A 13,915-nucleotide genomic window follows, 5' to 3' on the forward strand; every position below is an offset into this window, starting at 1 on the left:
TAAGTCCAGATTTAGTACTTACAAAAGATCATCCATTCGTTGATGTAGAATGGATAAGAAAAGATTATAGAACACCTACTAAATAAAAATACGCAGCCTTTTAGATTAAGAAAAGTTTAAAAAGTTAATTATTTATTGTATATGACTCTTATTTATGGGTTATTTGCAAACTAAAATTAATAATATGAATATTCGATTCGAAACAGTAAACAAAATTAATGTAAATAACGACATTGCTAAACAAGCTCTTGATCTAGCAGAGGAAAGATTGTGACATTCGATAGTTTGCAGGAAGAGACGGATAAATTGCTTTTTAAATTAGTAGAGAATCAAAATATTTATAGATCCTATATTCTGATTACAACGTAACTTATTTGTAGGACAATTATTTGTATAGTTAGTCAAAAGTATGAGATCTGGCTCCCTTAGTTAAATGTTTTATAGATCTTAAAAAACGATAATAAATAAAATTAAGTTTTCAATTTTCGATTGGATGAACTTTATGCCAATATAGTTTTGAGCCTTGAACAAATTAATTTCATTGCTAATTAGTTTAATTTTGTTTATCATTTATAAAAATATAAATATGAACAAAAGAATTTTAATTACAGGAGCGGCAAGCGGTTTTGGAAAAATTGCTGCTTTTGATTTAGCAAAAAAAGGACATAAGGTAATTGCTACGGCACAAGTGTATCCGCAAATGAGCGACTTGATTAGAGAGGCCAAAGAGCAGGGTGTGGAGTTAACCGTAGACAAGCTGGATGTAACCAACCAAACTGATATTGATTATATAACACAAAAGTATGACATTGATATTTTAATAAGTAATGCTGGAATTATGGAAGGCGGCCCAATTGCGGAGCAACCTATAAGTTTCATCCGCTCTATGTTTGATGTTAATGTTTTTGGCGGACTTCAGTTAGCGCAAGGTTTCATCAAAAAATTCATTGCTGAGAAAAGACCTGGTAAAATTGTATTCACAACTTCTATGGGCGAATTATGGACTGTTCCCTATGTTGCCGCTTATTGCGCATCTAAGCATGCAATGGGTTCTATAGCAGAAGGTTTAAAAACCGAATTGGCTCAGTTTAATATCAAAATTGCAACTTGTAACCCTGGAGTTTTTGGTACTGGTTTCAATGACCGTGGCGTAGATACGATCAATCGCTGGTACAATCCTGAAGTTAATTTCACTCCGCCATCTGCATTTGATGGAACTGCGGAAGCTTTGGCAAATCAGTTAGATCCTCAATCTATGGCAGATTGCATTGTTGATGTAGCTTTGGATGAAAACTCAAACTTTAGAAATGTACACCCAAAAGAAACTGAAGATTTTGTGAAACAATTGCAGGCGGAAGCTTGGACAGCAAAAAGCTAAATAAAAATTTCTGAAAGCGCAGTTATAAAAACTGTGCTTTCTTTTATTAATCAAAACTTAAAAAAATGAACATAAATTATAACGACGCAACCAAAGCATTAAACGCTTCCATACAAAAAGCAAAAGAACTAAACATACCTGTAAGCCTTGCTGTTGTAGATACAGGTGGACATCTGGTCGGATTTGCAAGATTAGACAGCGTTTTTGGCGTGATAGAATTTGCCATAAAGAAAGCGAGAACTGCTGTAATGTTTGGTGTAGATAGTGATATAATGGGAACAATTGTTTCAGGAGCAGAAACCCATGGTTATGGAATGTTGAATTCAAACGAGGGATTATTAACTATAGCAGGCGGTGTTGTAATCAAGAATAAAGAAGGTGACATCATTGGTGCCATTGCATCTTCCGGAGGTTCACCACAACAGGATAAAGAAATTGCAAGTGCCGGGATGGCTGTACTCAATTAAATTTAAGATATTTGCAGTAATGGAAGCAAAGCATGAAATAATTTTTGATAAGTTGGTTTATTCTTGTGTTTATGAAAAGCATAGAGGAAATGAAGAATTTATTCCTGAACATTTTTTAGGATTTCAACTGTCGGGCGAAACACACGCTTTTCACGCAGATGGAAATACTGTTATTCCGGAAAATACCATAGTATTGGTTAATAAAAATCAACTCATTCGAACAATTAAATATCCTGCAAAATCAGGGAAGTATCAATTTTTATCTATAATGTTGGATAAAGAAACGTTGCGACAATATGCTCTGGAAAACAAAATCTTGATAGAAAAAAAATATGTTGGTAAGGAGAAACTGTTTTTTGAAGCCGATGATTTTCTGCTAAATTACTTTGTGTCACTGGCACCCTACATCAATAAGAAGAAAGAAGCAACGCCACGATTGGCAGATTTGAAAATCAGGGAAGCAATAGAGTTATTACTGCAAAGCACCCCAGATTTTAAACAAATTTTATTCGATTTTTCTGAACCTTACAAAATGGATTTGGAAGAATTTATGAATCAAAATTATATGTTTAATGTCTCTGTGGAATCTTTTGCAAAACTTACCGGAAGGAGCCTTTCTGGTTTTAAGCGTGATTTTACCAAAACATTTGAAACGACGCCAAAGAGGTGGCTACTTGCAAAACGTCTGGATGAAGCCTATTATCTTATCAAACATAAACAAAAAAAACCAGCCAATTTTTATTTGGATTTGGGTTTTGAAAACCTATCGCATTTTTACGTTTCTTTTAAAGAAAAATTTGGTATAACCACTTCACAAATCTAATAGATGGACTTCATACAATATTTACAAATCTGGACAAAAGCCGATATTAATCAGGGGAGATGGATGATTGGAATAGCTGTTCTTATTATTTTGCCTATTTGTATTATGCTTATTAAAACTGGTAATTCATTTCAAAAAGGAATGCTGATTCCGCTCGGTTTACTATTTTTGATAGACGTGGGTTATGGTGGGTATTTATTGTATTCCAAACCAAAAAGCATGGAAAAAACGAAGAAAAGTTTTCAACTAAATTCAGAAATAACATTTGATAATGAGGTGTTAAAAGTCAAAGTAGACCATAAAAGCTATACAATGACGAAATACATTTGGGCCGGTTTACTAATACTTTCAATAGGTTGCTTTTTCATTTTAAAGAAAGAATACTTACAAGGATTAGCGCTTGGCTTCGCAGTAATATTTTTAGGAATGCTATTGATTGATGCATTTTTACATCAAAATCTTAAATTGTATCTTTCAAACTTTGTTAAATGATATTTTGAGGTTCACAAATACAGTTAAAAAGGATTTTACTTCAGGTGGATTGGGATTTTTAAATTAAACTTTGTTCGTTTCGATCTTTTATATTGTCCTGAAAAATCACTAATTGATAAACTAAATCTTACAAAACAATAATAACAAATAAATGAATAATTTTTTTAATTACTTTCTATAGTACTATGAGGGTGGAGTTTCAGCTTTACCTATCATCTCCGCCTTTATTTTAATGTTTAAATCCATTTATATATACTGTTTACAATAAAATTGTGAATTCCAGATTTTAACAAATTAACAAATTGATTTTATAGGTTGATTAGGAGTATGTGTAGTTTGGAGTTGTACAAAATACAGTTATTTTATAGTAGAATATCTCTAAATGATTATATTTCATATTTTTAACAAGAGGAAATAACGTTAATATTTACAGATAAATGATATTGCAACATTTTATTTTGTGCATCTATTGTTCATCTTGGTATTGTAAAACCTTATAAATATTTTTGATATTCTAAAATTAGCTGAAAGTATTTCAATATTCACATAATAAAAAAGATATTTATAATTTATACATTGGAACAATTTTTATTAAAAACTGAAAAAGGATTACAGCACTCGTTTACTAATAAATTTGTTAACAGAGAAAAACAATTAAGAGATTCCATTGACAAAAACCTGTGATAATTTATTTTTGTGAGGAGGTGATGGTGTAGGAAAATCATAATTAGGAGTTAAAATATGAGAAGAATTTTCAGAGAGCTTATAGAGCATTGCGATACTTTTAGTTAGAATAAAAATCCAACATTTTACAACATTCAAATTTCAACCCTCCCAAATAACCCTAGCCCAAAGATACAAACACTGAGACTACAAGAATTTTAAACTATATTAAATGTTAAATTTATTTTAATAATTCACGATATTTTGATTTATATCATATTATTGTATATCTTTAAAACAACAATTAATCATAAAACAAATACCATGAGTCAAACCATTTCAAATGAGGAATTTCACGCGATCATAAAACAACTTCCAAAACCGCATTATCCATTCCCTGATTTTATTCATCCTGATTTTCAGCAACAGCGAGAGGAATATTATACTTGGATTGATACAGAATACATGATCCACAGTAAGGAGGCACGTGAAAAACATAAACAACATGAACTAACCGATATTGCATCCCGAGGTTGTCCTTTTCTAAAAACAATTGCTGAACTACGTCCCTTAGCCAATTATACAGCTAATGGAGCAATGATGGATGATTACTTTGACCGTTGTTCCCGTGATGAAATGTATAAAATAACTAATCGTATAATGGCATTGGTGACTGGTGATAATCCAGTAGAGCCTAGTGAAAATGGTATCTTTCACTTATTTTGGGTCTTGAGACAAGATGCCATTAAATGTGGAATTCCAGAACATATTTACAAAAGGTTTACAAAATCAATGAAAGACGTATTTATAGGCTATGCAGAAGAAAAAATATATTACAGAACAAATACAATACCTCCTTTATCTATGTATCTGCTTATCCGAGAAGAAACAAGTGGTGTCAAGCCTTATTGCTATTATGTCGCTCTACAAAAAGAATATCGCAATATACCTAATGATGTTTTTGATCATCCTTTTATTAAACGCATATACACTCTTTCTTCTTTAATGATTGGTATACACAACGATATTATTTCGTTACCAAAAGAACTCAGCCGTGAAGGAGATACCATGAATCTTGTAAAAGTCCTACAGCAAGAAAAAAAAATATCATTAACACAGGCTTATATGAAAGCTCTCGAACTACATGATATTTATTTAGAAGAGTTTTTATTATTGCAAAAAAATCTTCCCTCTTTTGATAATTACCAAGAACTTGTTTATAATTATGTTCAGGACTTAGGTATTATGATTGCAGGTGTTTACGCTTGGCATGCAAACGACACATTCCGCTATAAAAATAATGGTTATGTGGAAGGAGAGTATCCCACCTAAAGTAATTTTTATCGCTAAAAATTGTAAAATAATTTTATTTTGAAAAATAGCCCAAACAAATATATTAAGGACTATTTTAGGGATATAAATAATAAAGAGACTTTCTCTCAATGATGCAAAATGGCATGATTGTACGCAGTTTCTGATTCATCGATAGTGAAAATTACATCCTCTTTAAGTGGTCAACCAACCGATTATTTACCGTCATTTCGCGTAGCTTACTACATTGCGTTTTCAACTTAGAGAAATTAAAAGCTGAGAAAATATAAAAACGAAAAGCTACAACTGTGAATATCTCAAATATTACAAAGGACCTGAATGGGAAAGTACTTTAGATAAAGAATTGAATAACTTTCTCAGGGCTGATGAACGTAAGTATATTTTATCAACAAAAAACCACGCAACGCAAATCATAACTTTACAATCCTCCCAGAAAAAAAACTGAATGAAGAAGGCAAGATATCAGATTACAATTATGTAGCTCTTGAAATCAACTAAAAGAATTGTATGATCAGCAGGGTAAATGCGAACGTATTAAAATTTCCCTTATCCAAGGCAATTTTCGGGCATTAATATTTATTTTACTAATTTATTTTGTATCATGTTACCATTTGGTTTACTTGGTGAATTTTCAAAAATGATTGAAAAATTTGGTGAAAATATTATCTGGCTTACCATTCCATTCAGTATGATTTTAGGTTGGGTTTTCTTGGTTTTAGAACAAATAGGCGAAAGCACAGAAAATCCTTTTGAGGGTAGTGCGAACGATATTCCCGTTACACAAATAAACCGGAATATAGAAATTGATTTAAGAGAAATGCTGGGTGATAAAGACCTGCCGCCGGCAATTATAGTTGACAATAATATTTTAATGTAAATGAAAAAACACACACGAGATTATGGAACATTTAGAATCCGTTAAAAAATGGTATCCGAAAGCACTAACATCTATCGATACCGTTAATCGTTTATTGGACACGATTGAAAAGCATATCGGCTTAAACAGATTAGTTAAGAATGGCAATTCGGCTTGTTACGGTGCAGCTAAAGGTGCATTGGGGAAACTCTTTCTGCAGGGCAGATCATTGAAGAAAAGATTACTTTACTAGACTTTCAGATGAACATCATTGAGCAGATCTTCTTTCATCAGAAAGACCGAATCCTGAATGCTGAAAATCAAATATTTGAAGCGACAGAAGTTATGTATGAAGCCATTGATGAAAGAATAGAGGTATTGGTGCAAGAAACCAATTATCCTGGCAAATATGTAATTTTAGTAGGAGCAATTTTCATTAATGGAGATAAAGACATGGGATCATTCTGTCAGTTTAAAAAGTTCGATTATATAGATCTAGAAATGCAAAAAAGAAAAAGCTTGATGATAGAATATTATGAATAGTTAAATTTAAAGATTTTAAAATTTAGATTGGGCAACCAAAAATATTACATTATATGGATCTTATTCCGATGGTTACTTAGATATCGGCGTTATATTTCCAAGTTCTGCTTGTAAAGTAATGAAATAGCTTCCAGGCTGATTGAAGGTCAGGGTTCTAGCATCTTTATTAGAGATAATAAAGTGATATGCAAAGAGGACTGGCAAAGTGTAAAGTTATAATATTCAGAAACAGTGAAACTCTACTCTGCAGCCAAATGTGCATGGAACAGGGCTGTAAGTATTAAAGTCAAAGGTCCTTAAAACGCCGCTTACATGAGTAACTAAACCCCTATACCCTATACCTACATTGGTATTATATTACGAATGCGCAAATTATCAAAATAGTTGTGAATACGTCACCCCTTCGTAGACTAATTTAGTAGAAAACTAATATAGTGTTACGAATATGGAAAAGACAAAAGAAATAAAAGATTATTTAAATTATCTAAAAAAAGTTCAAGTATTAAAATATGCAAAAGAACGAGGTAAAAATAAAGAAGCATATGAATTTTTCGGTATAAAAAAGAGCACCTTTTATAAGTGGAAAAAAGAATATGAAAAACAGGGTGAAAAAGGTTTATTAAGGAAAAAGCCCCTAGCATATAACTTTCCAAATCAAATAAAGCCTGAAATTGTTGAAAAAGTATTAGAGCTTCGCCAAGAACATAAATTAGGTACTTGGAGAATAAAATGGTATTTGGAGCGCTATCATGATATCATCATTTCAGAATGTAGTGTTTATAGAATTTTAAAAAGAAATAAAGTAGAACGATTAGATAGGAAAACAACTCGGCGCTCTATGCATAGCATTAGATATGAAAAACAAACCCCTGGACATCATGTACAAGTAGATGTTAAGTTTCTAATTTTCATAAATGAAGGTGGAATAAAGATAAAAAGGTATCAATATACAGCAATCGATGATGCAACACGCATCAGGACTTTAAAAATATACGAGAAGCATACACAAGAAAGTTCCATTGATTTTATAAACTGTGTTGTCGAAAAGTTTCCTTTCAGAATTAACACCATACAAACAGATAATGGACATGAATTTCAATCTAAGTTTCATTGGCATGTACAAGATTTAGGGATGAAACATCGATTTATAAAAGTAGGAACGCCTCAATTAAATGGTAAAGTTGAACGTTCACACTTAACAGATAAAAAAGAATTTTATCAACTTTTAAGTTATATCGACGACGTAGATTTGAATCAAAAATTACAGCAATGGGAAAATTTTTATAATTTCAATAGGCCACATGGATCGTTTAAAGGAAAAACGCCTTATGAAATATTAAAAGCTAAGCTAAAATAATTATCTTTAAAGTCTACGAAGCGATGAAGTACGACATTTCAAGGCAAAAGCAGAAGTTTCAAACTTTTTTTGTGAAATTTTAATTAGCAATATAAATGGCTCAGTCTAGGGTAGTTATCACTATTTGTTCTATTTCCTAGTGAAGATATTGGTTAATAAATACGATAATAAAGTAAATAAAGCCCCTATCAAGGAGCTTTATTAAATAATTAATCGGTAGATCTTCCATTTCCACCTCCACCTGAACAGTCTTTTTTCACAACAGTCTTTTTTTCACAAACAAGAAAGCATAAATAGTAAGTTTTAGTTACCTGATAGGTAATTTTACAATCTCCTTCTTTAATTGTAATCAGACATGTTGTCTCTCTATAGCATTGTGTAATTTCAGGTTCTACAGCCTTTAATGTTTTTGCACTGATATTTGTTGTTCCTAACGTTGCAAATAATATTGCTGCGAATAATGTTTTTTTCATCTTATTGATTTTAGAAGTTAATAATAAATGTTTTTTAATTTAATATTTCTTATGAAGATTTAATTTTTTTTGATATTTACTATGAGTTATTGAATTGGTATTGCTATTACATCTAATTGATCGGTTGGGGTAGTCCCAAATGTTGCTCTTATTCCTATTGGATCCCCTACATAGGCATATATATAGCCAACTAATCTTATAGTATGAGTTCCCTCATTTAGCACAATACTTCTGCTTCCATTTAGATGAAAGTATCCAAAGGCATAGTTTTTTGCACTGTTTGTAAAAGGTATTCCGGAATCGATGAAGTCAGTAGAGTTTAAAATAAGTTTTACACCCACTTTTTTTGAAGCACCATCTGTAAGGATTGCTCCATTATATCCAACAATATTGGAAGCAGATAAATTATAAGAAATGTTCACGATAGACTTTTGGGATAGAGTAAAAGTTTTTGTTGCTAAAACAGGAGTTGTTGTTTCTCCATTTAAAGCAGATATTGTACTTGTTATTGTGACAGCGTCAATTCCGTCTACTCCTGTAATAATTATAGGTGTTAGGTTAGGCATCAATTTCGTGGAGCCTATTACACCATTTTTGTCGGCCACCAGAGTTTTAACAGCTATAAAAGGTTGGTCTTTATTTGGAGATCTGGTTCCATCAGGTTTTGTGTAAATAACATTTAGACTTCCGTCTGTGGGAAGAGCTCTTATCCTTTCAACCCCATTAATATCTAAGGTTTCTGTTGGATCTGCTATATTTACTCCCACTTGAGCGTGAATTGACATACCGAGCGAGACTGCAAAAGCAGTTAATAATTTTTTGTTCATTTTTGTATTTTATGTTTTTGATTAGCCAACTAATTAAGTCAACCTGTGTTTTAAATATGGTCAGCAAACTTATATAATTATTACTATGAATAAAAACTTAAGAAGAAATGATTTATGAATTTGTGATTGTATTTTAATAAATCCTATTGGCGAGAAATAACCAATTAATTATTCATAAATAGTTAAGTGAACTAATTAGATGTAAGTGTCATATAAGTGAATTTAAGTACTCTAACAAATTTTGAGTATAAGCTTATTTCGGAAAAAATTACATTATGGTTTGTTATAAATCATTTTGTTATGATTTATTTTGTTGGCACAAACGATGATAAATTATGAAAAAAAATTCTTTGATTCTTTTCTGTTTTCTATTTTCATTTGCTCAACCTAGATCATTAAATGAACTACAAATTGACCATGAAATTAAAAAAAAACAAAATATCTCCCCCAATAATTTCGATAAAATAATTACTCTATCCACAGATATTTATTGGATAGCTAAAACTAGAAATTATAAAAAAGGGATCCTTGATATTAATAGTTTACTTATTAACAACTATTTTAAGATAAGAAACGTTACAAAAGTCTTACAGTTGAGTAAAGAAATAGAAAAACTTGCAACCGAAAGCAAAAATGATACAATACTAGCAAACATTTACAGAAGTAAAGCTGCCGCACATATTGAACTAGGCTATTATAATCAAGGGCTTAAGGAACTTAATAAAGCTATAAATATAGTCGATAAAATTGAGTATATAAATGATAGAAATTATTTAAAGGCTCTTACATATCGGGAGTTCGCAGCCTACTATATCCATATCAATGCGTCAGTAGATTCTGTTTTATATTATCAAAATAAGTGCTTACAAAGCGCGCTAAGTATACAAAGTGATAAAGCTTTTGTAAGAAAAAAATCTTTTATACTTGTTAAATCTTACATGAACATAGGAATGATGAATGTGGCTTTGGGGCGTATGGATGATGCTGTAATACATTTATCGAAAGCATTGGTAATTTGCCAAAATGATAAAAAAGGTTATATCCATGGCGATCTTGAAGTTAGCATACTCAATGAACTTGCATGGATTTATTATGAGCAAAAAAAATTTAATATTGCTGCCCACTATGCTGGAAAAGCAGAAAAAAAAGAATTACAAGCAAGTTTACCTTATGTTCGTAGGGATATTTATGAAATATCTTTTAAAGTATATTCAGCATTGAAAATTAATGCATCTTCAAAGAAATATACTAACCTTTACATCAAATTAAATGATAGCCTTACTAATGTTGATAAGAATAATGTGAATATTATCACTGAAAAGAATACTACTCATAAAGAGCAGATCAATACAGGGTCTAGAGTTAAAAATTTATTACTAATTCTTAGTATTATTCTAGTAATTTCTGTTTTTTATATCGTTGTAAAAGTACTTTATCCAGGCCATAAGATTAGTGCGAAAAACCTACATGCAGCTGACTTAAATGAATTAATACGCAATGAGTCTTCTATAAAAAATCAATCATCTAGCGAAATTCCAATTGAAAAAAATGTAAACATTCCCGAACATACTTTAAAATTGATAGTGTTAAAGCTGAATAAATTTGAAAAATCCCAGAAATTTATAAAAAAGGATATAAGCTTAACTTCTCTTGCAATTGAACTAAATACCAATACTAGATATCTTTCTGAGGTGATAAAACAGAACAAAAAGAAAAGCTACAGTAATTATATCAATGGATTAAGGATAGAATATATAAAAAATAAACTTATTGAAAATCCTGTTTATCGGGAATATAAAATAAGTTATCTAGCAGAGGAATGTGGGTTTTCTTCCAGGGAAGTTTTTGCTGTTACTTTTAAAAAAGAAAACGCTGTTACTCCTTCTTATTTTATAAATAGTCTCAATAATTTCCCCGAAGATGATCCATCCATAGATTAGCTTTAATGATAACCGAAATTTATTTATCAATATATTAATACAATTAAAATACTCTTATATAACAAATATCATATTATTGGGAGTAATTAGCATTTCAAATTTCAATAAATTAGAGATATACTTATAGTTACTTATAGTAATGAATTCCGAATTTTTATATAGTTTTTTTCTTCAACACTATACTATATTCATATACTTAGGGATTATAATTTGGCAACGTTTGGTTTTAGCGTTTTTATTATATTATCTGAAGCTGGCAAAACTTTTTATTTTAAAAGAGTTTCAAGCTACTTCATTGCCGATTCGATATTGATTCAAAAATATCAACGTTGGAAGATTTATAAAAAAAATGTTGCCGAAATTGAAACTCTCATGAAAAACTTATGTTAATTTTGAATTAAGTAAAATTTTAAATTCATATTGATTTTCTTCATATCAGAAAAAAATTATATTAAGATTGCATAACATCTATTATGGATCACAATAAAAACGAGTAATCGATTAGGATTACTCGTTTTTAGTAACAGCCATTAGAATTATATTATTGATTAATAAAAGGGTTGGACCATTTTTTATCAATATATACATTTTTACCGGAAAGGGTTTTAAGGAATGCAACGAGTGCCTTTTTTTCTTTTTCTGTGATCCTTAGACTATTGGCTACTGCTAAGCGTATATCGAGTTTAGGATTCTGAATGCTTTTTGGTATATTATTATAATGATCTACTACACTTTCTAACGTATTAATAAGCCCAGAGTGCATCATAGGTCCGTTAGATGCTCCGGTACTATTTACAAGATCTCGCAAAGATGGAGATTTTGTAACGTTTATATCAATACCGCTACTATTGATGATATTAATGATTCCATTATTGCTAGAGATAGGAGCTATACTGAATTCAGGAGCTCCATGGCACCCCGCACATCCAAGACCACCAGCTACGCGATCACCTGTCACCACCAAGCTTAATATCGGGATTTCCATGAAAAGTTTTTTACCTAAGTTTTCTTCTAATGTAAAATTAGAAAATGACGAAAAATCTGAAAAAACATTAGCCCTGCCCTGATCATATTTAGAATCAAAAGATGTAATACTTCTGATAAATTGAGCTAATGCGTTCTGTATTTTCCGCTCTGTAATGTCAACACTGCCATAAGCTTTCGTAAATAGTTCTTGATAGTAGGATAGACCTTTAAGTCTTGTGATTAGATCACTAACAGAAAGATCACCATTAGCTCCGCTAAATCCCATTTCTATATGGTCTTTAACAGGCATTGTGGTCTGAGTTTCTAAAGTAGCCGCTCTTTCATCCCAAAAAAAACGGGATTCAAGAGAAAATCTTGCGTTGATCAATCTCATTGAATGTCTTCCTGTGTTTCCGTTAACGCCTTGACTTGCAACATTGTTGTCTCCAAATGCCAGTTCCTGCTTATGACAGCTTGCACATGAAACAGTATTATTTGATGAAAGATTCTTATCGTAAAACAATACTCTTCCCAATGTGGCACCCCTATCTGTTATTGGATTTAGAAAAGAGGTATTATCCTGAAGAATATAGGAAGGGATTTCCTGGTCTGCATAATTTGCTAAATTATTGAGATTAATATTATCACCAAAAGCTGCTGTTAGAGCACTGGACATTTTGGAATTGGACAATGCTGAAAGTTGAGAATTTTCTTCAGAAATTGGTTCATATAAATTATCACTTTGACATGATATGATAGCCAGTGTAATTAAGGGAATAAAGAATAATTTTTTATTTTTCATATAAGAAGTATTTAAAATGTTCTGATCAATAAGAATGTTAAAAGGCTTATTAGTATACATAATGGACTGTAAATAAGGGTATCTTTTTTGGCAAAAGACGAACTGGTTATTTTTTTAAAAAAGCCTATGTATCGGAAATCTCCGATCGCTCTTATAAAAGATAAAATGGCTGTTATCCATAAAATAAGTAGCGAAAATCTGTTTGGGAATACAATTGCAGATGCTAAAGCAAAAAAAAAGAGCCTATAATAAAAAAAGAGAAAGCACTTGGTTCAAAAAGTGGAATTTCTTTTTCTGTTGTGGGAACTGCAAAACGTTTGCCCCACGTACCTCCCAATGCCCAATAAAAGTGCTGGAAGGAGATTGATAGGATAATAATCAATAAGATATATTTAATTATATTCATACAAGAATGTTCTAAATTTTAAGATTTGAGCCAGTTTTGTATAATATTTTTTCCTTTTGGAGTAAGAAAACTTTCAGGATGATATTGTAATCCGGTTATATCATATTCGTCATGCCTAATAGACATGATCGTGTTTTTATCATCCGTAGATGTTATAACTAGGTTTTGGGGTAAATTGTCTCGCTCTATAAGCCAGCTGTGGTATCTTGCGACTTCTATCTGATCAGGTAAATGTGCATAAATTTTTTCATTTTTGTTAAGTGAAATTAACGAACTGACTCCGTGGTAAACTTTAAAAGTATTGGTAAGACGAGCTCCAAAAGCTACTCCAATTGCCTGATGTCCTAAGCATATCCCTAATATTTTTTTTGAATCTTTATAAGCTTTAATCAAAGGAATACATAATCCTGCATCCTGAGGTATTCCAGGTCCAGGTGATAGAATGACAGCATCGTAATTTTTAACTAGTTCCAACTGAAAAGTATTATTTCTGTAAACGTCAATCTTATATTCGCCACATTCGGAAACAAGATGTTTGAGGTTGTAGGTAAATGAATCATAATTATCTACAAGTAATATTTTTTTCATGA

Annotated in this window: 15 protein-coding genes; 10 read left to right on the forward strand and 5 right to left on the reverse strand. The window is 31.1% G+C overall.

Features of this window, described 5'->3' with window-relative positions:
- Window positions 1-586 precede the first annotated feature (586 nt).
- The 9 genes from EG348_RS13365 to EG348_RS13405 all read left to right on the forward strand — a co-directional run bounded on the left by EG348_RS13365 (window position 587) and on the right by EG348_RS13405 (window position 7,911).
- Window positions 587-1,378: an SDR family oxidoreductase gene (locus tag EG348_RS13365; RefSeq protein WP_123983523.1), complete on the forward strand. Its 792-nt coding sequence runs from the start codon at window positions 587-589 to the stop codon at window positions 1,376-1,378.
- Window positions 1,379-1,443: 65 nt separating this feature from the next.
- Window positions 1,444-1,845 carry a GlcG/HbpS family heme-binding protein gene (locus EG348_RS13370; RefSeq protein WP_123983524.1) on the forward strand — a complete coding sequence of 134 codons (402 nt, stop codon included), beginning with the start codon at window positions 1,444-1,446 and terminating at the stop codon, window positions 1,843-1,845.
- A 19-nt stretch (window positions 1,846-1,864) separates the two neighbouring features.
- Window positions 1,865-2,668, forward strand: a complete 804-nt coding sequence (locus tag EG348_RS13375) for a helix-turn-helix domain-containing protein (protein WP_123983525.1) — start codon at window positions 1,865-1,867, stop codon at window positions 2,666-2,668.
- A gap of 3 nt (window positions 2,669-2,671) precedes the next feature.
- Window positions 2,672-3,160, forward strand: coding sequence for a hypothetical protein (locus EG348_RS13380; protein WP_123983526.1), 489 nt, complete (start codon window positions 2,672-2,674; stop codon window positions 3,158-3,160).
- Window positions 3,161-4,147: 987 nt separating this feature from the next.
- Window positions 4,148-5,155: a terpene synthase family protein gene (locus tag EG348_RS13385; protein WP_123983527.1), complete on the forward strand. Its 1,008-nt coding sequence runs from the start codon at window positions 4,148-4,150 to the stop codon at window positions 5,153-5,155.
- Between the two features lie 601 nt (window positions 5,156-5,756).
- Window positions 5,757-6,032 carry a bestrophin family ion channel gene (locus EG348_RS13390; protein ID WP_164463294.1) on the forward strand — a complete coding sequence of 92 codons (276 nt, stop codon included), beginning with the start codon at window positions 5,757-5,759 and terminating at the stop codon, window positions 6,030-6,032.
- A gap of 22 nt (window positions 6,033-6,054) precedes the next feature.
- A complete protein-coding gene (locus tag EG348_RS13395) occupies window positions 6,055-6,264 on the forward strand; it encodes a hypothetical protein (protein ID WP_123983529.1) in 210 nt (69 codons plus the stop codon).
- Between the two features lie 8 nt (window positions 6,265-6,272).
- The gene (locus EG348_RS13400; RefSeq protein ID WP_123983530.1) at window positions 6,273-6,554 is read left to right on the forward strand and encodes a hypothetical protein; all 282 of its coding nucleotides are present in this window, start codon (window positions 6,273-6,275) and stop codon (window positions 6,552-6,554) included.
- Window positions 6,555-6,999: 445 nt separating this feature from the next.
- The gene (locus EG348_RS13405; RefSeq protein WP_123983531.1) at window positions 7,000-7,911 is read left to right on the forward strand and encodes an IS481 family transposase; all 912 of its coding nucleotides are present in this window, start codon (window positions 7,000-7,002) and stop codon (window positions 7,909-7,911) included.
- Between the two features lie 209 nt (window positions 7,912-8,120).
- Here EG348_RS13405 and EG348_RS13410 read toward each other — a convergent pair whose 3' ends face one another.
- Together EG348_RS13410 and EG348_RS13415 are read right to left on the reverse strand one after the other, a co-directional pair.
- A complete protein-coding gene (locus tag EG348_RS13410; protein WP_123983532.1) occupies window positions 8,121-8,384 on the reverse strand; it encodes a hypothetical protein in 264 nt (87 codons plus the stop codon).
- Window positions 8,385-8,470: 86 nt separating this feature from the next.
- Window positions 8,471-9,211 (reverse strand): hypothetical protein, encoded by a 741-nt coding sequence (locus EG348_RS13415; protein WP_123983533.1) that lies wholly within the window; start codon window positions 9,209-9,211, stop codon window positions 8,471-8,473.
- A gap of 335 nt (window positions 9,212-9,546) precedes the next feature.
- On the opposite strand from EG348_RS13415, the gene EG348_RS13420 reads away from it, so the two are divergent.
- On the forward strand, window positions 9,547-11,151 hold the full coding sequence (locus EG348_RS13420) for an AraC family transcriptional regulator (protein WP_123983534.1): 1,605 nt from the start codon (window positions 9,547-9,549) through the stop codon (window positions 11,149-11,151).
- Between the two features lie 541 nt (window positions 11,152-11,692).
- Here EG348_RS13420 and EG348_RS13425 read toward each other — a convergent pair.
- The 3 genes from EG348_RS13425 to EG348_RS13440 all read right to left on the reverse strand — a co-directional run bounded on the left by EG348_RS13425 (window position 11,693) and on the right by EG348_RS13440 (window position 13,913).
- Window positions 11,693-12,919: a cytochrome-c peroxidase gene (locus EG348_RS13425; protein WP_123983535.1), complete on the reverse strand. Its 1,227-nt coding sequence runs from the start codon at window positions 12,917-12,919 to the stop codon at window positions 11,693-11,695.
- A gap of 11 nt (window positions 12,920-12,930) precedes the next feature.
- A complete protein-coding gene (locus EG348_RS22085) occupies window positions 12,931-13,134 on the reverse strand; it encodes a DUF3995 domain-containing protein (RefSeq protein ID WP_123985072.1) in 204 nt (67 codons plus the stop codon).
- A 209-nt stretch (window positions 13,135-13,343) separates the two neighbouring features.
- On the reverse strand, window positions 13,344-13,913 hold the full coding sequence (locus EG348_RS13440) for an anthranilate synthase component II (RefSeq protein WP_123983537.1): 570 nt from the start codon (window positions 13,911-13,913) through the stop codon (window positions 13,344-13,346).
- Window positions 13,914-13,915: the final 2 nt, after the last annotated feature.

The sequence above is a fragment of the Chryseobacterium sp. G0201 genome, assembly GCF_003815655.1.
In the GTDB taxonomy this organism is placed as follows: domain Bacteria; phylum Bacteroidota; class Bacteroidia; order Flavobacteriales; family Weeksellaceae; genus Chryseobacterium.

What these genes read in the sequence shown, in the direction of transcription:
- EG348_RS13365 (WP_123983523.1), top strand. Translation starts at nt 587, where the DNA reads ATGAACAAAAGAATTTTAATTACAGGAGCGGCAAGCGGTTTTGGAAAA.
- EG348_RS13370 (WP_123983524.1), top strand. Translation starts at nt 1,444, where the DNA reads ATGAACATAAATTATAACGACGCAACCAAAGCATTAAACGCTTCCATA.
- EG348_RS13375 (WP_123983525.1), top strand. Translation starts at nt 1,865, where the DNA reads ATGGAAGCAAAGCATGAAATAATTTTTGATAAGTTGGTTTATTCTTGT.
- EG348_RS13380 (WP_123983526.1), top strand. Translation starts at nt 2,672, where the DNA reads ATGGACTTCATACAATATTTACAAATCTGGACAAAAGCCGATATTAAT.
- EG348_RS13385 (WP_123983527.1), top strand. Translation starts at nt 4,148, where the DNA reads ATGAGTCAAACCATTTCAAATGAGGAATTTCACGCGATCATAAAACAA.
- EG348_RS13390 (WP_164463294.1), top strand. Translation starts at nt 5,757, where the DNA reads ATGTTACCATTTGGTTTACTTGGTGAATTTTCAAAAATGATTGAAAAA.
- EG348_RS13395 (WP_123983529.1), top strand. Translation starts at nt 6,055, where the DNA reads ATGGAACATTTAGAATCCGTTAAAAAATGGTATCCGAAAGCACTAACA.
- EG348_RS13400 (WP_123983530.1), top strand. Translation starts at nt 6,273, where the DNA reads ATGAACATCATTGAGCAGATCTTCTTTCATCAGAAAGACCGAATCCTG.
- EG348_RS13405 (WP_123983531.1), top strand. Translation starts at nt 7,000, where the DNA reads ATGGAAAAGACAAAAGAAATAAAAGATTATTTAAATTATCTAAAAAAA.
- EG348_RS13410 (WP_123983532.1), bottom strand. Translation starts at nt 8,384, where the DNA reads ATGAAAAAAACATTATTCGCAGCAATATTATTTGCAACGTTAGGAACA.
- EG348_RS13415 (WP_123983533.1), bottom strand. Translation starts at nt 9,211, where the DNA reads ATGAACAAAAAATTATTAACTGCTTTTGCAGTCTCGCTCGGTATGTCA.
- EG348_RS13420 (WP_123983534.1), top strand. Translation starts at nt 9,547, where the DNA reads ATGAAAAAAAATTCTTTGATTCTTTTCTGTTTTCTATTTTCATTTGCT.
- EG348_RS13425 (WP_123983535.1), bottom strand. Translation starts at nt 12,919, where the DNA reads ATGAAAAATAAAAAATTATTCTTTATTCCCTTAATTACACTGGCTATC.
- EG348_RS13440 (WP_123983537.1), bottom strand. Translation starts at nt 13,913, where the DNA reads ATGAAAAAAATATTACTTGTAGATAATTATGATTCATTTACCTACAAC.